General features: G+C 60.1%; 22 protein-coding genes. 10 read left to right on the forward strand and 12 right to left on the reverse strand.

The features are described from left to right. Positions 1-194 precede the first annotated feature (194 nt). On the forward strand, positions 195-1385 hold the full coding sequence (gene fdhA, locus ACR9ZQ_RS16000; RefSeq protein ID WP_310388037.1) for a formaldehyde dehydrogenase, glutathione-independent: 1191 nt from the start codon (positions 195-197) through the stop codon (positions 1383-1385). Between the two features lie 124 nt (positions 1386-1509). Here fdhA and ACR9ZQ_RS16005 read toward each other — a convergent pair whose 3' ends face one another. After that, the gene (locus ACR9ZQ_RS16005) at positions 1510-1689 is read right to left on the reverse strand and encodes a beta-barrel domain-containing protein (protein ID WP_481429329.1); all 180 of its coding nucleotides are present in this window, start codon (positions 1687-1689) and stop codon (positions 1510-1512) included. 197 nt (positions 1690-1886) lie between these two features. On the opposite strand from ACR9ZQ_RS16005, the gene ACR9ZQ_RS16010 reads away from it, so the two are divergent. From ACR9ZQ_RS16010 to ACR9ZQ_RS16030, 5 genes are all read left to right on the forward strand, one after another. Beyond that, the gene (locus ACR9ZQ_RS16010; RefSeq protein WP_481428270.1) at positions 1887-4235 is read left to right on the forward strand and encodes a calcium-binding protein; all 2349 of its coding nucleotides are present in this window, start codon (positions 1887-1889) and stop codon (positions 4233-4235) included. Positions 4236-4359: 124 nt separating this feature from the next. Continuing rightward, entirely contained in the window at positions 4360-4668 is a 309-nt protein-coding gene (locus tag ACR9ZQ_RS16015; RefSeq protein WP_481428271.1) for a hypothetical protein, read from the forward strand. Positions 4669-4731: 63 nt separating this feature from the next. Then, a complete protein-coding gene (locus ACR9ZQ_RS16020; protein ID WP_310389665.1) occupies positions 4732-5238 on the forward strand; it encodes a winged helix-turn-helix transcriptional regulator in 507 nt (168 codons plus the stop codon). 115 nt (positions 5239-5353) lie between these two features. Continuing rightward, the gene (gene fabF, locus ACR9ZQ_RS16025) at positions 5354-6619 is read left to right on the forward strand and encodes a beta-ketoacyl-ACP synthase II (protein ID WP_310389663.1); all 1266 of its coding nucleotides are present in this window, start codon (positions 5354-5356) and stop codon (positions 6617-6619) included. A gap of 62 nt (positions 6620-6681) precedes the next feature. Then, positions 6682-7110, forward strand: coding sequence for a DUF4864 domain-containing protein (locus ACR9ZQ_RS16030; RefSeq protein ID WP_310389661.1), 429 nt, complete (start codon positions 6682-6684; stop codon positions 7108-7110). Here ACR9ZQ_RS16030 and tgt read toward each other — a convergent pair whose 3' ends face one another. The 5 genes from tgt to coaD form a co-directional block, all read right to left on the reverse strand. Beyond that, the gene (tgt, locus tag ACR9ZQ_RS16035; RefSeq protein ID WP_310389659.1) at positions 7111-8244 is read right to left on the reverse strand and encodes a tRNA guanosine(34) transglycosylase Tgt; all 1134 of its coding nucleotides are present in this window, start codon (positions 8242-8244) and stop codon (positions 7111-7113) included. Then, on the reverse strand, positions 8241-9326 hold the full coding sequence (gene queA / locus ACR9ZQ_RS16040; protein ID WP_310389657.1) for a tRNA preQ1(34) S-adenosylmethionine ribosyltransferase-isomerase QueA: 1086 nt from the start codon (positions 9324-9326) through the stop codon (positions 8241-8243). The genes tgt and queA overlap by 4 nt, the downstream gene beginning before the upstream one ends. 72 nt (positions 9327-9398) lie before the next feature. Further along, complete coding sequence (locus ACR9ZQ_RS16045) at positions 9399-9908, reverse strand: peptidylprolyl isomerase (RefSeq protein WP_037106039.1); 510 nt, start codon at positions 9906-9908, stop codon at positions 9399-9401. Between the two features lie 25 nt (positions 9909-9933). Beyond that, complete coding sequence (locus ACR9ZQ_RS16050) at positions 9934-10506, reverse strand: peptidylprolyl isomerase (RefSeq protein ID WP_481428272.1); 573 nt, start codon at positions 10504-10506, stop codon at positions 9934-9936. Positions 10507-10532: 26 nt separating this feature from the next. After that, complete coding sequence (gene coaD, locus ACR9ZQ_RS16055; protein ID WP_113183313.1) at positions 10533-11027, reverse strand: pantetheine-phosphate adenylyltransferase; 495 nt, start codon at positions 11025-11027, stop codon at positions 10533-10535. 196 nt (positions 11028-11223) lie between these two features. Between coaD and ACR9ZQ_RS16060 the strand changes: the two genes are divergently transcribed. The 3 genes from ACR9ZQ_RS16060 (at position 11224) to ACR9ZQ_RS16070 (ending at position 11876) form a co-directional block, all read left to right on the forward strand. Next, positions 11224-11394, forward strand: coding sequence for a hypothetical protein (locus ACR9ZQ_RS16060; RefSeq protein WP_481428273.1), 171 nt, complete (start codon positions 11224-11226; stop codon positions 11392-11394). A 98-nt stretch (positions 11395-11492) separates the two neighbouring features. Further along, positions 11493-11702, forward strand: coding sequence for a hypothetical protein (locus ACR9ZQ_RS16065; RefSeq protein WP_310389680.1), 210 nt, complete (start codon positions 11493-11495; stop codon positions 11700-11702). Positions 11703-11741: 39 nt separating this feature from the next. Continuing rightward, a complete protein-coding gene (locus ACR9ZQ_RS16070) occupies positions 11742-11876 on the forward strand; it encodes a hypothetical protein (RefSeq protein WP_007811987.1) in 135 nt (44 codons plus the stop codon). A gap of 59 nt (positions 11877-11935) precedes the next feature. Here ACR9ZQ_RS16070 and ACR9ZQ_RS16075 read toward each other — a convergent pair whose 3' ends face one another. The 5 genes from ACR9ZQ_RS16075 to gyrA all read right to left on the reverse strand — a co-directional run bounded on the left by ACR9ZQ_RS16075 (position 11936) and on the right by gyrA (position 18144). Beyond that, positions 11936-12229, reverse strand: coding sequence for a hypothetical protein (locus ACR9ZQ_RS16075; RefSeq protein WP_481428274.1), 294 nt, complete (start codon positions 12227-12229; stop codon positions 11936-11938). A 32-nt stretch (positions 12230-12261) separates the two neighbouring features. Then, on the reverse strand, positions 12262-13335 hold the full coding sequence (locus tag ACR9ZQ_RS16080; protein WP_481428275.1) for a hypothetical protein: 1074 nt from the start codon (positions 13333-13335) through the stop codon (positions 12262-12264). Next, positions 13335-13742, reverse strand: coding sequence for a hypothetical protein (locus ACR9ZQ_RS16085; RefSeq protein ID WP_405049787.1), 408 nt, complete (start codon positions 13740-13742; stop codon positions 13335-13337). Before ACR9ZQ_RS16085 ends, ACR9ZQ_RS16080 begins: the two co-directional genes overlap by 1 nt. 10 nt (positions 13743-13752) lie before the next feature. Next, positions 13753-15246: an FAD-binding protein gene (locus ACR9ZQ_RS16090; protein WP_481428276.1), complete on the reverse strand. Its 1494-nt coding sequence runs from the start codon at positions 15244-15246 to the stop codon at positions 13753-13755. A gap of 96 nt (positions 15247-15342) precedes the next feature. Continuing rightward, entirely contained in the window at positions 15343-18144 is a 2802-nt protein-coding gene (gene gyrA, locus ACR9ZQ_RS16095) for a DNA gyrase subunit A (protein WP_310389640.1), read from the reverse strand. A gap of 225 nt (positions 18145-18369) precedes the next feature. Here gyrA and ACR9ZQ_RS16100 point away from each other — a divergent pair, with 225 nt between their 5' ends. Then, positions 18370-19017 carry a MarC family protein gene (locus tag ACR9ZQ_RS16100; RefSeq protein WP_310389637.1) on the forward strand — a complete coding sequence of 216 codons (648 nt, stop codon included), beginning with the start codon at positions 18370-18372 and terminating at the stop codon, positions 19015-19017. A 42-nt stretch (positions 19018-19059) separates the two neighbouring features. Here the strand turns inward: ACR9ZQ_RS16100 and ACR9ZQ_RS16105 are convergent, their stop codons facing one another. After that, a complete protein-coding gene (locus ACR9ZQ_RS16105) occupies positions 19060-19623 on the reverse strand; it encodes a single-stranded DNA-binding protein (protein ID WP_310389635.1) in 564 nt (187 codons plus the stop codon). Between the last annotated feature and the right edge of the window lie 85 nt (positions 19624-19708).

Here is a 19708-nt window from a genome sequence, read left to right on the forward strand (position 1 = left end):
GCCTCCGAGACCGCTAAGGCGGGTGGCCGGACCGCACCGGCGCGAGCGGCGCTTTGGTCCGGTTTTGCTGGTTTCCGCCCGCAAAGCGTCGCTTTCGGGACGGCACTGGGATCTTTGTGGTCTACTCTGTAACTGGCAACCGCTGCGGGAGGAGCTGCTGGCGCGTTGCCTTGATTTAAACGGAGGAGACGGAAATGAGCAAGAACCGTGGCGTCGTCTATTTGCGGCCCGGAAAAGTGGAAGTCCGCGACATCGACGATCCGAAACTCGAGGCGCCGGATGGCCGTCGTATCGAACATGGCGTCATCCTGAAAGTCATCTCCACCAATATCTGCGGTTCGGACCAGCACATGGTCCGCGGCCGCACCACAGCGATGCCGGGCCTCGTGCTTGGACATGAGATCACCGGCGAGATCATCGAAAAAGGCATCGATGTCGAAATGCTCGATGTCGGGGACATCGTCTCCGTACCTTTCAACGTGGCCTGCGGGCGCTGCCGCTGCTGCAAATCACAGGATACCGGCGTCTGCCTGACGGTTAATCCGTCGCGGGCCGGTGGCGCCTATGGCTATGTCGACATGGGCGGCTGGATCGGCGGCCAGGCTCGTTACGTCACTGTCCCCTATGCCGATTTCAATCTCTTGAAATTCCCCGACCGCGACAAGGCGATGGCCAAGATCCGTGATCTCACCATGCTCTCCGACATCCTGCCGACCGGGTTCCACGGCGCGGTCAGAGCCGGCGTCGGCGTCGGTTCGACCGTCTATATCGCAGGTGCCGGCCCTGTCGGCCTTGCAGCGGCGGCATCCGCCCGTATCCTCGGTGCGGCCGTCGTCATGATCGGCGACTTCAACAAGGACCGCCTCGCCCATGCCAGCCGAGTTGGCTTCGAGGCCATCGATCTCTCGAAGAGCGACCGGCTCGGAGATATGATCGCGCAGGTGGTCGGCACCAATGAAGTGGATAGCGCCATTGATGCAGTCGGCTTCGAAGCGCGTGGGCATTCCGGCGGCGAACAGCCGGCGATCGTGCTGAACCAGATGATGGAGATCACCCGCGCCGCCGGCTCCATCGGCATTCCCGGCCTCTATGTCACGGAAGATCCGGGCGCCGTGGACAATGCGGCCAAGCAGGGAAGCCTCTCTCTGCGCTTCGGTCTCGGCTGGGCGAAGGCGCAGTCGTTCCATACCGGCCAGACTCCGGTGCTCAAATATAACCGCCAGCTGATGCAGGCGATTTTGCATGACCGCCTGCCGATTGCCGACATCGTCAATGCGAAGGTGATTTCACTTGAAGATGCCGCCCAAGGTTATGAGAGCTTTGACCAGGGTGCGGCGACAAAGTTTGTTCTCGACCCGCATGGTGCAATTGCCAAGGCGGCCTGATTCATCGATACGATCTGCCGGGGCTGCAATGCCCCGGCACTCCTTTATGGAAACGCGATCGGCCGCGCCTCCCCGGCACTTTCGCGCGCCGGATGACAATCAACGCCGCTGCACTGTTCGTTCACTACATCGGGCGAAATCGACAAGACTTTGCCCACACTTCCGGTGTCGTCCTCTGGTCGAAGGCGCTGAAACGGATATCGACTTTCTGGCCAAGCGTTAGCTGGTCGATATCGCGCGCGTGGCCATCGTCGCCTCGGCGACTACGCCTTCTCGCTTCGGCAGCGAGATCCTCTCCTGACACGCTGAACAGCAAGATGCCCAGGTCCGCATAATATCGGATCCCCGCCGACGCATCGCATCACAATCATATTGCGAGCAATACAATATAGTTAACGCGATCATAACTTTGGCGGATTCTACTGTGAATCAGGCCCTACTTTTGAGCGAATCACTATCCAATCGAAGTAATGTTTTCTGCTTCCAGGCGAGGAGGATGAAATGGCCCAAGCCACTAGAATTAATGACGTTATCGATTCATTCGGAATTGATACACATATCGACTATACCGACGGGAAATATTCCAATATCGCGGAAGTTGTTAAAGCCCTGGGCTATCTCGGCCTCGACACAGTTCGCGATCACGCGCCCACCCCTGCCTCCGACCCCTACGGTCAGGGCCACCTTGGGGATGCGGCAGATGCCGGTGTCAAATTCGTTTTCGTCTCCGGGCGGGATGACACCCCCGCTACCGTTGTCCAGCGACTGCATGCCTTTGTGGAAGCGCATCCCGGTTCGATCGTCGGTATCGAAGGCCCGAACGAGGTCAATAACTGGCCGGTCGCCTACAAGGGGCTGTCGGGAGAGGCTGCGGCGCTTGCCTACCAAAAGGATCTGTTTAACGCGGTGAATGCCGATCCGCTGTTGAAGGACATTCCGGTTCTCGGCTTCACCGGTTACACGGTTGCCTCTTCCAACGATTACACGACGATCCACACCTATGCGAAAGAGGGCGACCAGCCCTTCTCCTGGCTCTCGCGTGAATCCGGCGACCAGATGCGGGCCGATCCCGGCAAACCGCTCACCATCACCGAGATCGGCTATCACACGTCGCTGACCGCCGATACCAACGGCGGATGGGAAGGCGTCGACGAGACGACGCAGGCAAAACTGCTTCTCAATACACTGATGGACGGCGCCTTTCTCGGATCGGAGGGGACCTTCATCTACCAGCTTCTCGATGCCTATTCCGATCCGGGAGGCGCCGACCAGGAAAAGCATTTCGGGCTCTTTCGCCTGGATTATACGCCGAAGCCGGCAGCAATGGCGATCCATAACCTGACGGAAATTCTCGAGGATGACGGCGCGGCGCAGGCGACTTTCAATCCGGGAGCGCTCAATTACACCATCAACGGGCTACCCTCCACCGCGCGCAGCTATCTGACGGAGAAATCCGACGGAAGCTACCAGATCATCATCTGGAATGAGCCTGATATCTGGAACCAGACGACCGACAAGGCAATCCAGGCAGCGGCGACCAGTGTCACCGTCAATCTCGGCGGAGCTTTCGGGACGGTGCAGGTCTACGATCCGCTGACAGGCAATACACCCGTCAAAAGCTTTAGCAACATATCCTCCCTCAATGTGGATGTCGTCGACCATCCCATCATTATCAACATAGCAGCAAGTGCCGGCGCAGCGCTGGAACCCGGCCACATCTATGGCGGCACCGGAGACGACACCTTTACGGTCACCTCCCCGACTGACATCGTCGATGAAAGCCGCGGCGGCGGAACCGATACCGTCCAATCGTCGATCAGCTTCAGCCTGGCGGATACCGCCCATGCGATCGGCGCCATCGAGAACCTGACACTGACCGGCAACGCCAACATCAACGCGACTGGCAATCAACTCGCCAACATTCTCGTCGGCAATTACGGAGCCAACGTGCTGGACGGCGGCGCGGGCGCAGACAGCATGAAGGGCGGAGGGGGCGACGACACCTATATCGTCGACAACATCTATGATGTGGTGATCGAAGCTGGCGGCTCCGGCAAGGATACCATCAAGTCCTATGTCTCGCTCAGTCTGATGGACAAGGATCATGTGACGGGAACTGTCGAGAACCTGACCCTGTTGGGTGTCGCTAACATCAATGCGACCGGCAACGTCATGAACAACGTTCTCACGGGCAATTCCGGCAACAACAACTTCGATGGCGGCAGAGGCGAAGACCGAATGATAGGCGGCCTCGGCAACGACACGTACAAAGTGGATTCGGCAGGCGACATCGTTGACGAAACAGGCGGTGATGGCAACGACACCGTCAATGCGTCCATATCCTTGTCTCTGGAGAATGTTCTCGGAACAGTCGAAAATCTGACGCTCACAGGCTCGTCAGCGATCAATGCCACGGGTAACGGCGAAAACAACGTGCTGACCGGCAACATTGCAGGCAACACGCTGTCGGGCGGTGCAGGAAACGACCAGCTCATCGGCGGCAAAGGCAACGATATCCTGAACGGCGGAGCTGGAGCCGACCATTTCGTCTTCGACTTCAAACCCAGCGCTTACAACAACGTCGACAGGATCGAGGACTTCTCGGAAAGCGCCGGTGACAAGATCGTGCTCGACCACGAGGTTTTCACAGCCATCGACGCAGCGGATTTTTCCGCCGGAAATTTCGTGCTGGGCACAAAGGCTTTGGATTCGAACGACCGCCTGATCTACGACCAGACGACCGGAAAGCTTTACTACGATGCGGACGGCAGCGGGCTTGGCGCGGCCGTACAGATCGCGACGCTTTCCAATCTGGCGGCGCTTCATCACGACGATTTCCTGTTCCTCTAAAATCGGAACCTCATGTCTTCAAGCGGCGGTCCTATAGGGGCTCCTTTCCGGAGCCCCTTTTTCTTGTCCTTTGCCGGCCCTGCACAACATTGTCCGCAGAGCCATCAGCCGAGCGGAGAGACCATTGCCCTGGACCGCCTACATCATTCACTTTATCGCCGCTTCATTCCTGACCAATGGCGTGCCTCATTTCGTTAATGGCGTCAGCGGCCGGCCTTTCCGCACACCTTTCGTCCGCCTGCAAGGGGCGAAGCTCAGCTCGCCAGTCACCAATGTCATTTGGGGCTGGTTCAATTTTCTCGTCGCCTTCCTGCTCTTTGCCAATATCGGGCCGCTTTATATCGGCACACCGGGCGATACGGTTTTTGTCGCAGCGGGCGTTCTTGTAACCGGCATTCTTCTGGCTCGGATCTTCGAGCGAGACAACGCCTGACAAGTTACTTGCGCATCGCAAGTGGCTTGCATCATGCAAGTTACTTCTGTAGTGACTTGCATCATGCAACGAACGAGTTTCGCCAATTTCAAATGCCCGGCCGCCCGCGCGCTCGACAGCGTCGGTGACTGGTGGAGCATGATGATCCTTCGCGACGCCTTTCACGGGCTGACGCGGTTCGACGAATTTCAAAAGAGCCTCGGCGTTGCGCCGAACATCCTGACGCGGCGACTCGCGCATCTGATCGATGAAGGACTGTTCGAGAAGCGTCTCTACAACGAGCGCCCTGCCCGCTACGAATATGTGCTGACCGCCAAGGGACGTGATTTCTTCCCCGTTCTGATGGCCCTGTTTTCATGGGGACGTCGGCACGCTCCGCAAGAGGATCTTGCCTTCCTGCTCGGCAACGCCGCTTCCGGCGAGGAGCGCCAGCCCGTGCTGGTGGATGCAGCCAGCGGCGAAGAACTGAAACCCGAAAACACCTGCCTGCTGCCGGGACCGGCCGCTGATGAAGGCGACCGCGAACGGATCGCCCGCATGCGCGCTTATTACCTCGGCATTGACGCCTAGAGCATTTCCATTTTTCTGCGAGGCACGGGAATGCTTTATCTCTTTGTTTTTACGCAATTCGGAACGCAAAACCGCTGCGCACTTTTGCCGGAATTGCTTTAGAAAGGACAAATCCATGGAACGCATTGTTGTCACCGGCATGGGACTTGTTTCGCCACTTGGTGTCGGCGTCGAGACGGCATGGAATCGGCTCGTCGCGGGCGGCTCCGGCCTGCGCGTGCTGCCAGAGAATGTGGTCGGCGATCTCGCCGCCAAGGTCGGCGGGGTCGTTCCCTCCATCGAGGAGGATGCCGAAGCGGGTTTCGATCCCGATCGTGCCGTTCCGCCCAAGGACCAGAAGAAGATGGACCGCTTCATCCAGTTCGCGATGGCGGCAACAGACGAAGCTGTGCGCCAGGCCGGCTGGATGCCTGAGGGCGTCGATGCGCGCGAGCGGACGGCGACGATCATCGCCTCCGGCGTCGGCGGCTTTCCGGCGATTGCGGATGCGGTACGCACGGCTGAGACGCGCGGCGTGCGGCGGCTCTCGCCCTTCACCGTGCCTTCCTTCCTCGTCAATCTGGCGGCCGGTCAGGTCAGCATCCGCTACGGCTTCAAGGGGCCGCTTGGGGCGCCGGTAACGGCCTGCGCGGCAAGCGTTCAGGCAATCGGCGATGCAGCGCGCCTGATCCGGTCCGGCGAGGCGGATGTCGCCATCTGCGGCGGCTCGGAAGCCTGCATCGACAAGGTTAGTCTTGGCGGCTTTGCCGCAGCCCGTGCGCTCTCGAGCGGTTTCAACGACAGGCCCGAACTTGCCTCGCGTCCTTTCGATACGGCCCGCGACGGCTTCGTGATGGGCGAAGGGGCCGGCATTCTCGTCATCGAAACGCTTGAGCATGCGCTGGCGCGCGGCGCGAGGCCGCTTGCCGAACTCGTCGGCTATGGCACGGCCGCCGACGCCTATCACATGACGGCAGGGCCGGAAGATGGCGATGGCGCCCGCCGGGCGATGGAGGCAGCCTTACGGCAGGCCAGGATCCCGGCTTCCGAGGTCACGCATCTCAACGCCCATGCGACCTCGACACCAGTCGGCGACAAGGGCGAGATCGCTGCAATCGGTACGGTCTTCGGCCGCGACGGCGGCATTGCCGTCAGCGCCACCAAGTCGGCGACTGGCCATCTTCTGGGTGCTGCAGGCGGGCTTGAAGCCATCTTCACGATCCTTGCGCTGCGCGATCAGATCGCCCCGCCGACGCGTAACCTGGAGATAGCCGATCCGGCAGCCGAAGGCATCGATCTCGTGGGCAAGGTGGCCCGCAAGGTGGCGATGGAATATGCGATCACCAACGGCTTCGGCTTCGGCGGCGTGAATGCCAGCGCCCTCTTTCGCCGCTGGTCCTGACCGGCTCTTTCCTTGCGCGCAAAATAGCCTACACTTCTGCTGATATAGCCGGAGATGATCCCATGCGCGCTTTTTTCGCAGTGCTGGTTCTGTGTGCCGTATCCGTAATGTCAGGCATGGCGGCCCGCGCCGAAGATCCCGTGCAGACAACACAGACGATGATCGAGGAGCAGATCAGGGCATTCCTTAAGGACGATGCGGATACCGCCTATTCCTTCGCCGCGCCCGGCATCAAGGCCATGTATCCCGACAAGAATGTCTTCTTCGCCATGGTGAAGAAGAGCTACGAGCCGGTCTATCATCCCGGCAATTATGCCTTCGGGCGCAGCAGATCGATCGACGACGGCGCAATGATCTATCAGGAAGTCCTGATTTCCGGCCGGGACGGCAAGGATTGGACGGCGATCTATCAGGTTACTCGTCAGCCTGACGGCAGCTTCAAGATCAACGGCGTGCAAATCGTGCCTAACGCCGACAGCAAGGGCATTTGATCAGACGGGCTCGAGATCGCCTCTCGCCCATTCCTCGATCGTTTCCGCCATGAAATCGGCGAAACGACCTTCGGCAATCGCCTTGCGGATGCCCTGCATCAGTTCCTGATAGTAGTTCAGATTGTGCCAGGAGAGCAGCATGCCGCCGAGCGCCTCGTTGGCACGCACGAGATGGTGGAGGTAGGCGCGCGAATAGTCCCGTGTGGCCGGGCAGTTCGATTGTTCGTCGAGCGGGCGCATGTCTTCCGCGTGTCGGGCATTGCGGATATTGACCTTGCCGCGGCGGGTAAAGGCCAAACCGTGACGGCCCGAGCGGGTTGGCATCACGCAGTCGAACATGTCGATACCGCGTGCAACGGATTTCAGGATGTCATCGGGCGTGCCGACGCCCATCAGATAGCGCGGCTTTTCGCCTGGCAGGACCGGAAGCGTCTCTTCGAGCATCTTCAGCATGACGTCCTGCGGCTCGCCGACCGCAAGACCGCCGACGGCGTAGCCCTTGAGGTCGAGTTTGGTGAGTTCCTCGGCTGAGCGGACACGCAGGGCCGGCACGTCGCCACCCTGGACGATACCGAACATGGCCTTGCCCGGCTGGTTGCCGAAGGCAACCTTGCAGCGCCCGGCCCAGCGCAGCGACAGCTCCATGGCACGCTCGATTTCCTTGGGCTCGGCCGGCAGCGCCACGCATTCATCGAGCTGCATCTGGATATCGGAGCCGAGCAGCCCCTGGATTTCGATGGAGCGCTCCGGTGACATATGATGCAGGCTCCCGTCGACATGCGACTTGAAGGTGACACCCTGCTCGTCGAGCTTTCGCAAGCCGGAAAGCGACATGACCTGGAAGCCGCCGGAATCCGTCAGGATCGGGTGCTCCCAGCGGATGAGCTTGTGCAGACCGCCGAGGCGGGCGACGCGCTCTGCCGTCGGGCGCAGCATCAGGTGATAGGTATTGCCGAGGATGATATCGGCACCCGTCTCGCGCACCTGGTCGAGATACATGGCCTTGACCGTGCCAACCGTACCGACCGGCATGAAGGCCGGCGTGCGGATTGTGCCGCGCGGCATGGAAACTTCACCGAGGCGGGCACCGCCATCGGTCTTCTTGAGGGTGAACTGGAAGTTCTCAGTCGTCATCGGTCTTTCCGGAAAAGAAGGCTCGCGTCGCCGTAGGAATAGAAGCGGTAGCCTGTCGAAATGGCATGTTTATAGGCCGCATGCATGGTCTCGAAACCGGCAAAGGCCGAGACCAGCATGAAGAGCGTCGAGCGCGGCAGGTGGAAGTTCGTCATCAGGATATCGACCGCCTTGAAGCGGTAGCCGGGCGTAATGAAGATGCCGGTCGCGCCGGCCCAGGGCTTGATCTCACCGCTCTCCTCTGAAGCGCTCTCGATCAGCCGCAACGAGGTCGTGCCGACGCAAATGATGCGCCCGCCCCTTTGCCGCACGGCATTCAGCCTCGCAGCGATCTCGGCGCTGACATAGCCGCTTTCGAGATGCATCTTGTGATCGTCGGTGTCGTCAGCCTTGACCGGCAGGAAGGTGCCGGCGCCAACATGCAGCGTCACGAAATGCCGTTCGATGCCGGCTTTGTCGAGCGCCTCGAACAGATCAGGTGTGAAATGCAGGCCGGCGGTCGGGGCGGCGACGGCGCCCTCCTCCCGCGCATAGATGGTCTGGTAATCGGCGCGGTCACGTTCGTCTTCCGGACGCTTGGCGGCGATATAGGGTGGCAGCGGAATATGGCCGACGCTGGCAATCGCTTCGTCCAGCGCAGGGCCGGAGAGATCGAATGCGAGCGTCACCTCACCCGCCTCGCCCTTTTCCTCGACGGTCGCATCGAGCGAGCCGATCATGCAGCTTTCGCCGCCATGGCCGAAGGCGATACGGTCGCCTTCCTTGATACGCTTGCCGGGCTTGGCGAAGGCTTTCCACTTGCTGGCGCCGATGCGCATGTGGAGCGTCGCCGAAACCTGCTGGCCGCCAGCGCCCTCGCGATGACGAATGCCTTCGAGCTGGGCCGGAATGACCTTGGTATCGTTGAAGACCAGCGCGTCGCCTGCCCGCAGGAAGGACGGCAGGTCGGAGACGTGGTGATCGGAAAGAACCGGCTGCGCATTCGGATCGACGGCAAGCAGACGCGCGCTATCGCGCGGCTCGGCGGGCCGCAGCGCTATGCGTTCATCCGGCAGGTCGAAATCGAAGAGGTCTACGCGCATCAAGGTACTTCCAGGCAAAGCGAAACCCGCCCCGCGCTCTCGCGCAAGGGCGGGTTCCTGCAGAAATCACAATCAGACGTCGGCGGCAACCCGCATGGAGACGATCGAATCCGGATCGGAGACGGGCTCGCCTTTCTTGATCTTGTCGATATTGTCCATACCTTCGATGACCTGGCCCCAGACGGAATACTGCTTGTTCAGCCACGGAGCATCGGTGAAGCAGATGAAGAACTGGGAGTTGGCCGAGTTCGGGCTCTGCGAACGGGCCATCGAGCAGGTGCCGCGGACATGCGGCGTCGCGGAGAATTCAGCCTTGAGATCGTCCTTGGAGGAACCGCCCATGCCGGCGCGACCAGGGTTGAAGTTCTCTCCGCCCTTCTTGCCGAACTGCACGTCGCCGGTCTGCGCCATGAAATCGGCGATGACGCGGTGGAAAACGACACCGTCATAGGCCTTCTCGCGGGCGAGTTCCTTGATGCGCTTTACATGCTCGGGCGCGACCTGCGGCAGAAGCTGGATGACAACCTTGCCCTTGGTGGTTTCCAGAATGATGGTGTTTTCCGGATCCTTGATCTCGGCCATTGTCGTTCTCCTTCTTGTCTTGAACTTACTTCTTGCCTAGCGTGACCTTGATCATGCGGTCGGGATTGCTGACTTCGCCGTTCTGGCCTTCGCCCTTCTTGATCTTGTCGACGTTTTCCATGCCCGAGACAACCTTGCCGACGACCGTGTACTGGCCATTCAGGAAGGAGCCGTCCGCGAACATGATGAAGAACTGCGAGTTGGCGGAATTCGGATCCTGGGCGCGCGCCATACCGACCGTGCCACGGACAAAGGGCGTCTTGGAGAATTCAGCCGGAAGGTCAGGCAGGTCGGAGCCGCCGGTGCCGGCCTGGCTCGCATCGAAGTTCTTTTCCATATTGCCATACCTCACGTCGCCGGTCTGGGCCATGAAGCCGGGGATGACACGGTGGAACGCGACATTGTCATATTCGCCCTTCTTCACCAGCGCCTCGATCTGCGCCACATGCTTCGGCGCGACGTCAGGCAGAAGCTGGATCACGACCGGGCCGCTCTTCAACTGAATGGTGACATAGTGATCGGCAGCCTGCGCAAAAGCGTCGCCCGCGAAGGAAGCGAGATAGAGCACGCCGACAAATGCAAGATAAAAGAGTTTCATGTTGGCTCCATTGAGGCGGTATCCGCCTAGGCTTTGCGCTTGGATTTCAGGGCTTGCAAGACGGCCGCCGGCACGAAGGCGCTGACATCGCCGCCCATGGCCGCGATCTGGCGCACCAATGTGGCGGTAATGGGCCGCGAGGCCGTTCCTGCCGGCAGAAAGATGGTCTGGATATCAGGTGCCATCTGCCGGTTCATGCCTGCCATCTGCATTTCATAATCAAGATCGGTGCCGTCACGCAGACCGCGGATCAGCAGGCTGGTGCCATGCTTGCGTGCGGCATCGACGACGAGATTGTCGAAGGAAACGACGTCGATATTCGCGCTCTTTTCCGGCAGCACTTCGGCCAGCGACGCGCGGATCAGCCCTGCCTTTTCCTCAAAGGAGAATAGCGGTGTCTTTCCAGGGTGGATGCCGATCGCGACGATCACCTTCTCGGCGACATTGAGCGCCTGGACCAGCACGTCAACGTGTCCATTGGTGATCGGGTCGAAGGACCCCGGATAGAAAGCTGTGGTCATATCGTCCGGCCGTTTGTTTTCACGCCTTTTGTCATGGAAGCCGGTTTCCCGCAAGTTATTTAGCCATGCCGCCCGACGCGTCTGAACGATGAATGAACGGGGCGTTCAAGGCCCGCTCAGATGCGATCTGCTTTACTTGGATCATCAACACAGAACTGCCGGTCCCGGCAGCGTCACTCCCCGGAAAGACCCGATCATGCTGATCATCCTCATTGCCATAGCCGTTATTTTTTCGATGTTTGCGGAGCTCTTCTACGGCTACTTCGCAGATCGGCATCAGCTTGGCTGGGTACGGCCGGAGGTCAATGAACATGCGGCCATCATGCGACAGCTTGGCCGTATGCGTTCTAATCGATTTGAATTCTGAACGGCAGATGAACGCGACATTCAAGGTCGCTTCAGATCACGGTTGGTAAATCCCCCGTCAACATCCGGCGGGAACCTTTTAAAGACGGATGCGTTCAAATGATCGACACATACGAGATGCGGAAGCGCGGCAGGAAGGGAATTAAGATGCCTGGCAAGATCACCATGATTAACATGCTCTGGATGGTAATGATTACAGGCATGCTGACTGCCACAGTCGCTCTCTATGACAATCAGAAGGTCGATACCTCGAAGGTCTATGGCCCGTTCGCTTCGGCTCGCTCCGTAAGCGTGCTCGGCCAGTACTAAGGGGCGCGAACGCAACTCCCTACAAAAAGGAACGCCACCATGTTCACGATCCTGACAGTTTTCACAGCACTCATCAGCATCATGTTCATAGTGTCCGTTACTTCGACGATTTCCGCGCTGCGCCGTGAAAGCGAGGAAGTGAAATCGATGAACAAGAAGCATAGCGCTTTCTAAAGCGCGCGCCCCCAGCGCAAAGCTTGAATGCAAGCCGGATGTTCTGCATCCGGCTTTTCTCATGTCGAAGATGCGGGCCGCAGCGCCAGACAGCCGCTCTTTCGCAGCGGCAGAACAAGAAGAGCCCCCTTGCCATAGAGCGCACGCACATAGTCACTGCGTTCGCTTGTGACGACGGCAAAGCCCCTGCCCCATCGCAGGATGAAGACACCTTCGGGCAATGCGCCGGGTTCGATGCTGCCAGCGGGAAAGACCATGGCAGCCGGCGCTTCGCCCGTTGCCGCGAAGACCACAGCAAACAGCGCGAAGACTGCGGCAACGACCGCAATCGCAGTGCCTGTCCTGCGTACCAAGCGCCTGATCAACGAGCCACCCGTCCGATGTTTCAGAAATCGAATATATGTTCGAGGCCCGGATCGGCAATTGGCCGGTCTTTGAGCAGAGACGCGAGATCAGCCATCTTGACCGACAGAAGCAGGCGGTCGCTGTCAAAACCGGTGCGAGGCAGGCGCGCGATCACCTCGCCGGGCAGATTGCCCTGCTCCATCCCTGAAGGCATGGTCAGCGACACCATGATCTCGTCATTGCCGGCAATCTCGCGGATTGTACCGCCTGCCTTGGCGATCTCCGCGAGGATGTGGGTGAAGCGGTCGTAGCGCGGCGTTTCGATCAGCACACCATCGGCAGTTTCCGAAATGACCGATACATCGGGAATTGCCGAAAGCGTGGTAGCCGGCAGGCCCGATACGACTGATCGGATCGTCAGCTTCGCCTCACCGGTTGCGACAACAGCGCTGGCGATCATGCCGGCATAGGCGATCTTTGCACGCCACTCGCCGCCGAGCGCCAATCGGCGCTCCCAGCCACGTACCGGCTCTTCCACCGGTGCGGCCCAAAGCCTGTCGATCCAGGGCTGGAACGGATATTTGTACCATGGGGTCTGGCGCAGAAAGCCGGCATAATCGATCGCCATATCGCGGGCGACGATATCCTGCGGCGTCTTTTCGCTGCCGCGCCAGAGCGCAAAGATCCGGCCGATCGTTTCCTCATAGGCCGCCTTGAGACCCATTTCGAGCGTGAAGCTCACACCGATGGTCGCGATCATCATTCGCGTCTCGCTGTCGGCGCCGCCGTGGCGATCGGCAATACGGGTCAGCGCACAGTCTGCGACCCAGAAATCCTTCACGCTGGAGAAATAATCGAAGCCATATTCGTCGCCCGTCTTCAGGGTTTCGGCGAGGCCGTCATAGGCATAGACGATATGCCACTCCGGATAGGTGAGATAGGTATTGGCCTCCTGCCGGCGGAATTCGGGATCCGATATCAGCGGCTTGTAGCTGTCGGGTTCGGGATCGGCATGGCAGAAGGTCTCGACATAGGCAGCCGGGCTGAGCAGCAGCAGGACGGCGACGATGAGAACTGCAAGCAGCCAGCCGATGATCTTCAGAATGCGCCGCATCACGGGGCCTCGCGGCGGAAGATATAGCTGGATGCGATTCCCACACCGCCAAGAAAGAGATGCGGCAGGTTGGCGAGGATTTTGAACGTAAAGGGAAGATCCTGAATGCCGTAGTTGACGATGCCGAGATCAAGGTAACCCGACCCGGTGATCAGTCCAAGCAGACCATCGCTGAAATAGAGCAGGCCGAAATAGAAAAGAAAGCTTCGGGACGCCCGGGCCGACAGGAGGGCTGCGATGCCGGCCCAGGCAGCCGAGGCCAGGTGCAGGCTGTCGTCATAGATATCGAGCGCAAAGATGCCAAATGCGCGCCCCTCCGCATCCGTCAGTCCCGGAATGTAATTCAATGCGGCCGCAAAGAGCAGAGCCACCGTATAAAGCGCGGCAATCAGCCGAAGCCTGGACATCATGATCTCCCTAGAGGCTTCCGAGATAGCGATCCCAGAAATGATTGCGGAAGGTAAGGCCGGGATCCAGCCGGCGCTTGGCCGCTGCAAATTCGCCAGCGCGGGGATAGGCACGGGTAAACTGATCCAATCGGGCATGCGGCCGATACGGCAGATAATAGCTGCCGCCGATTGCGAGCACGCGCTCGATCAGCGTTTCCGTCATGCGCTGCATGTCAACCTCGCCCCTCATCGTCTTTTCCTGCGAGAAGAGCATGACCGCGGCAATGCGGGGTTCCCCAGCGTAAGCCAACACACTGTCGCGATCGGTATCGACATAGCGCAGTGTGATGTTGAGGAGCTGCTGATAAGAGGCCGGAATGACATCCTGGCAGGCCGCAACGAAATCAGCGAAGCGGGACGGTGAGACGAAATATTCGTGCAAGATATCCGTGCGGGACGGATCGCGGTCATCGAGCGTGACGACGGGTTCGTTCATCAAGCTGTTGCGCGTCGCCTGCGGCGCAAGCGATGGATTGATGACAGCCTCGGTCCACCAGCGAAGATGTTTGGCCGTATCCCAACCGAGCTGCGCCCGGAAGATTTCACGAGACACATGGCTGATGAAACCGGAACCGGAGGCCGGAGGTATTTTCGTCTGGTCCGGAACGGCGCGATAGGTGATCAGCAGCGCCTCTTCAAAGAAACGATCGAGCGAAACATCCATACGACCATAGGCCATGTTGATCGCGCTATCGCTCGCCAGAACTTCGGCAAAGCGCCGTCCGAGATCCTCGCCCGCCAAATGCTCGAAGGTAGGCTGCAGGAGCACATTCGGCACCATGTCGAGCTCAAGCTCGGTGATGACACCGAAAAGGCCGTATCCGCCCATGGCATGGTTGAAGAGCTCCGCATTCTCCGTGCGTGAGCAGGTCAGCAGATTGCCATCCACCGTCATCAACTTGATGGAACGGACGGTGCTGCCGCAAGCACTGAATGGAACGGGCCAGCCATGGGCATTGACCGAAAAGGTGCTGGCAACGCCGAAGTCGTTGTTGGACTGCATGACGGCGGGCGAAAAGCCGATGCTATCGAGCTTGGAAATGATCGTCGACCAACGTGCGCCGGCAGCGACACGGTAGGTCTTGGCGGCTGTATCTGCCTCCAGCCAATCCTGATCGAGCGTCAGTGCCGTACCATTCTCGACAAGGCTCTGGCCGCCCATCGAATGGCGCGCGGCGCTGGCGATGAAGGGCCTGTTTGCCTTGACGGCTTCAGCGAGCGCCGCGCGCAACCGGCCGATCATGGCCTCCTGCGGCGGCTTCTTGACGGTCAGATGTGCCGCAACCCGGGTCGGTGTCAGTTCTCCGGCATCATTGAGAATGGTCGCGCCATCTTCAATGCGAAGTTCCGCTGGAAAGGCTGGTCCGGGATCGCTTTGCGGCTGAAGCAAAAAACGCCCCGCCGCCACACCGGCTGCGGCCGAAATGCCGGCCAGCACCCCTCGCCTTGTCCACCTGCCCACAACATTCCCCCCTCCGGATGAATCGGCAAGCTCTTCATAGCGCAATAAAAAACCGGGCGGCAGGGGCCGCCCGGTCCGCAATGAGAAAGTGGTGAATTATTCAGCCGATGGGGTTTCGTCGGCTTCGCCCGCTGCAGGAGCTTCGCCTTCGGAAACCACGGCTTCGTCACCGTTTTCCGTCGTCTCTTCTTCTTCCGGCTCGCTGATGCGCTCGACCGAGACGACCTTCTCATCCTTGGCAGTGGAGAAGATTGTCACGCCCTTCGTCGCGCGGCTGGCGATACGGATGCCGCCGACCGGAACGCGGATCAGCTGACCGCCATCCGAGACGAGCATGATCTGATCGCCATCGTCGATCGGGAAGGCGGCGACCAGTTCGCCGATTTCGCCGGTTTTCGACGTATCGGTGGCGCGGATACCCTTGCCGCCCCGGCCAGAGATGCGGAAATCGTAGGAGGACGAGCGCTTGCCGAAGCCCTTTTCCGAAACCGTCAACACGAACTGTTCGCGTGCCTTCAGCTCTTCGTAGCGCTCGTCAGAGAGCTGTCCCTCTTCGGTGACTTCCTCGCCGACCAGAGCGATATCCTCTTCATCCACGCCCGTCGCACGCCGTTCGGCGGCGGAACGCTTGAGGTAAGCTGCGCGTTCCCACGGCTCGGCATCGACATGGCCGACGATCGTCATCGAGATGATGCTGTCGCCACTGCCGAGATTGATGCCGCGCACACCGATCGAGTTGCGGCCGGCAAAGACGCGGACGTCATCGACCGGGAAGCGGATGCACTGGCCGAGCGCTGTCGTCAGCAGAACGTCGTCCTGATCCGTGCAGGTCTCAACAGAGAGGATTTCATCGCCCTCCTCGTCAAGCTTCATGGCAATCTTGCCGTTGCGGTTCACCTGGACGAAGTCCGACAGCTTGTTGCGACGGACCGTGCCCCGTGTCGTCGAGAACATGACGTCGAGGTTGTCCCAGCTATCCTCGTCCTCAGGCAGCGGCAGGATGGTGGTTATGCGTTCGCCGGATTCCAGCGGCAGCATATTGATCAACGCCTTGCCGCGCGAGGTCGGCGTGCCGATCGGCAGGCGCCAGACCTTTTCCTTGTAGACGATGCCGCGCGAGGAGAAGAACAGAACCGGCGTGTGAGTATTGACCACGAATAGCCGGCTAACAAAATCTTCATCGCGGGTGGTCATGCCCGAACGGCCCTTGCCGCCGCGGCGCTGCGCACGGTAGGTCGCCAGCGGCACGCGCTTGATATAGCCGAGGTGTGAGACTGTCACGACCATGTCTTCGCGGGCGATGAGATCCTCATCGTCCATCTCAAGGCCGCCATCGATGATCTCGGTGCGACGCGGTGTGCCGAACTCGTCACGGACAGAGGTCAGCTCGTCCTTGACGATCGTCTGGATGCGCACGCGCGACGACAGGATGTCGAGGTAATCCTTGATTTCCTCGCCTATCTTATTGAGTTCATCGCCGATTTCGTCGCGGCCGAGGGCCGTCAGACGCGCAAGGCGGAGCTCAAGGATCGCGCGAGCCTGCTCTTCCGAGAGGTTGTAGGTCAGGTCGTCATTGATGCGGTGACGCGGGTCGTCGATCAAGCGGATCAGGCTTTCGACGTCTTCCGCCGGCCAGCGGCGGGTCATCAGTTCTTCGCGGGCAGACTGCGGGTCCGGCGCCTGACGGATAACGCGGATGACTTCGTCGATATTGGCGACGGCGATTGCGAGACCCACCAAGACGTGGGCACGTTCGCGCGCCTTGCGAAGGAGGAACTTCGTTCTCCGGCTAACGACTTCTTCACGAAAGGAGACGAAAGCGCGGAGCATGTCGAGCAGCGTCAGCTGTTCCGGCTTGCCGCCGTTCAGCGCCACCATGTTGCAGCCGAAGGAGGTCTGCAGTGGCGTGTAGCGGTAGAGCTGGTTGAGGATGACGTCGGCATTGGCGTCGCGCTTCAACTCGACGACGACGCGGTAGCCCTGACGGTCGGATTCGTCGCGCAGATCCGAGATGCCTTCGATGCGCTTCTCGCGCACCAGTTCGGCCATCTTCTCGATCATTGTCGCCTTGTTCACCTGATAGGGAATTTCGGTGATGATGATCTGTTCGCGATCGCCGCGCATCGGCTCGATGGTTGCAACACCGCGCATGATGACCGAACCACGGCCGGTTTCATAGGCCGAGCGAATACCGGCGCGGCCGAGGATCTTGGCGCCGGTCGGAAAATCCGGACCGGGAATGATCTGCATCAGCTCCGGCAGTTCGATTGCCGGATCATTGATCAGCGCGATGCAGGCGTCGATGACTTCAGACAGGTTATGCGGCGGGATATTCGTCGCCATGCCGACGGCGATGCCGCCTGCGCCGTTGACCAGCAGGTTCGGGAACTTGGCAGGCACTACGACCGGCTCTGACAGCGTGCCGTCATAGTTGTCGCGGAAGTCGACCGTTTCCTTGTCGAGGTCGTCGAGCAGCGAATGGGCGGCCTTCTGCAGGCGGCATTCGGTGTAACGTTCGGCCGCCGGCGGGTCACCGTCGACCGAGCCGAAATTGCCCTGGCCGTCGATCAGCGGCAGCCTCAACGACCAATGCTGCGCCATGCGGGCGAGTGCGTCATAAATCGCGGCATTGCCGTGCGGATGGTATTTACCCATCACGTCCCCGGTAACGCGGGCGCATTTGACGTATTTCTTGTTCCAGTCGATGCCGAGCTCGGACATGCCGTAAAGGATGCGCCGATGCACGGGCTTCAGGCCATCGCGCACGTCGGGCAGCGCACGCGACACGATCACGCTCATGGCGTAATCGAGATACGACCGCTGCATTTCCTCCATAATGGAGATGGGCTCGATGCCTGGCGGGAGCTTCCCGCCGCCGGGGGGTGTTTGCTCAGTCAAAACGGTTCACGTTCTCTTCTAGAATCACTCGAAGATTTATAGCGGAAAGCCTGTTCCCACGCCAATTTGGCCAGGGGTTTTGAACAGGCTTTTGCGTTCGAAAGAGGGCAAATCATGGTATTTGCCCATGGCAGGGAGACAATCAGCGATCATGCATTTGCCAAATCGGAATCGGCACAGCACAATCATGAAAAACAAGCATCTATATGGGGTTTTGGAGAAGCGATGGCAAGCGCCGACCAACTGATCAACGCGTTCACGACGCTTCTCGTCACCATCGATCCGCCGGGACTTGCCCCGCTCTTTCTCGGCCTCACTGTCGGCATGAGCCGCCCGGAGCGAAAGCAGGTGGCGCTGCGCGGTGTGACGATCGCTTTCATCATCCTTGCTGTTTTCGCCCTGTTCGGCTCCAGCGTGCTCGGCGTGCTCGGCATTTCCATCGGCGCCTTCCGCCTGGCGGGCGGATTGCTGCTCTTCTGGATTGCCTTCGAAATGGTTTTCGAGAAGCGCCAGGACCGCAAGGAAAAGACCACGGAAGTGGCGATCACCAAGGATCATATCGAGAATATTGCCGTCTTCCCGCTGGCACTGCCGCTAATTGCCGGGCCGGGCGCCATTTCGGCGACGATCCTGCTCGGAGGCACTCTGCCCTCCACCGTCGAGCGGGCGCAGCTGATCGGCGTCATTGCCGGCTGCCTGCTGATCACGCTGGTGGTGCTTTTCCTGGCTGACCGGCTCGACCGCTTCCTCGGCGTCACCGGCCGGGCGATCCTGACCCGTCTTCTCGGCGTGATCCTGGCCGCACTCGCCGCGCAGTTCGTTGTCGACGGTGCGAAATCTGCTCTCAACCTGATCAGCGCCACGCCGACATGAAAACGGCGCCCGAGGGCGCCGTTTGCTACTGAATAAGACCGATCAAAACGGAATGTCGTCGTCGAGATCCCGTGAGAAGTTGCCGCCGCCAGCGCTACCGCCGCCGCTGCTTCCGCCGCTACGACCACCACCGCTGCGACCACCACCGGACGCTGGAGCGGGTGCGCCGTAATCGTCGCCATAACCACCGCCACCGAAATCGTCGCTGCCACGGCCGCCGCCGAAGCCGGAGCCAGCACCGCCGCCCTCACCACCGCGCCCGTCGAGCATCGTCAGCGTCGAATTGAAACCCTGCAGCACGATTTCCGTCGAGTAGCGGTCGTTGCCGGTCTGGTCCTGCCACTTGCGTGTCTGCAGAGCGCCTTCGATATAGAGCTTGGCGCCCTTCTTCACATATTGCTCGACCACTTTGCAGAGGCCTTCGTTGAAGACCACCACCGTGTGCCATTCGGTTTTTTCGCGGCGCTCGCCGGAATTGCGGTCGCGCCAGGTTTCCGAGGTCGCGATGCGAAGATTGGCGATCGGCCGGCCATCCTGCGTGCGCCGGATTTCGGGGTCGGCGCCCACGTTTCCGATAAGAATTACCTTGTTCACACTGCCAGCCATATCATTCACCTTACTGCCGCCCTGACCGGCGGCGTTCAAAAATCATCGGCGCACCTTAAACCATAGAGGACAAGCGATGCGCATC

This window comes from Rhizobium sp. KNZ14-9A, assembly GCF_056755015.1.

Excerpts from the sequence above, each read along its gene's own strand:
- fdhA (WP_310388037.1), top strand. The coding sequence starts at position 195 with ATGAGCAAGAACCGTGGCGTCGTCTATTTGCGGCCCGGAAAAGTGGAA.
- ACR9ZQ_RS16010 (WP_481428270.1), top strand. The coding sequence starts at position 1,887 with ATGGCCCAAGCCACTAGAATTAATGACGTTATCGATTCATTCGGAATT.
- ACR9ZQ_RS16020 (WP_310389665.1), top strand. The coding sequence starts at position 4,732 with ATGCAACGAACGAGTTTCGCCAATTTCAAATGCCCGGCCGCCCGCGCG.
- fabF (WP_310389663.1), top strand. The coding sequence starts at position 5,354 with ATGGAACGCATTGTTGTCACCGGCATGGGACTTGTTTCGCCACTTGGT.
- ACR9ZQ_RS16030 (WP_310389661.1), top strand. The coding sequence starts at position 6,682 with ATGCGCGCTTTTTTCGCAGTGCTGGTTCTGTGTGCCGTATCCGTAATG.
- tgt (WP_310389659.1), bottom strand. The coding sequence starts at position 8,244 with ATGACGACTGAGAACTTCCAGTTCACCCTCAAGAAGACCGATGGCGGT.
- queA (WP_310389657.1), bottom strand. The coding sequence starts at position 9,326 with ATGCGCGTAGACCTCTTCGATTTCGACCTGCCGGATGAACGCATAGCG.
- ACR9ZQ_RS16045 (WP_037106039.1), bottom strand. The coding sequence starts at position 9,908 with ATGGCCGAGATCAAGGATCCGGAAAACACCATCATTCTGGAAACCACC.
- ACR9ZQ_RS16050 (WP_481428272.1), bottom strand. The coding sequence starts at position 10,506 with ATGAAACTCTTTTATCTTGCATTTGTCGGCGTGCTCTATCTCGCTTCC.
- coaD (WP_113183313.1), bottom strand. The coding sequence starts at position 11,027 with ATGACCACAGCTTTCTATCCGGGGTCCTTCGACCCGATCACCAATGGA.
- ACR9ZQ_RS16060 (WP_481428273.1), top strand. The coding sequence starts at position 11,224 with ATGCTGATCATCCTCATTGCCATAGCCGTTATTTTTTCGATGTTTGCG.
- ACR9ZQ_RS16065 (WP_310389680.1), top strand. The coding sequence starts at position 11,493 with ATGATCGACACATACGAGATGCGGAAGCGCGGCAGGAAGGGAATTAAG.
- ACR9ZQ_RS16070 (WP_007811987.1), top strand. The coding sequence starts at position 11,742 with ATGTTCACGATCCTGACAGTTTTCACAGCACTCATCAGCATCATGTTC.
- ACR9ZQ_RS16080 (WP_481428275.1), bottom strand. The coding sequence starts at position 13,335 with ATGCGGCGCATTCTGAAGATCATCGGCTGGCTGCTTGCAGTTCTCATC.
- ACR9ZQ_RS16085 (WP_405049787.1), bottom strand. The coding sequence starts at position 13,742 with ATGTCCAGGCTTCGGCTGATTGCCGCGCTTTATACGGTGGCTCTGCTC.
- ACR9ZQ_RS16100 (WP_310389637.1), top strand. The coding sequence starts at position 18,370 with ATGGCAAGCGCCGACCAACTGATCAACGCGTTCACGACGCTTCTCGTC.
- ACR9ZQ_RS16105 (WP_310389635.1), bottom strand. The coding sequence starts at position 19,623 with ATGGCTGGCAGTGTGAACAAGGTAATTCTTATCGGAAACGTGGGCGCC.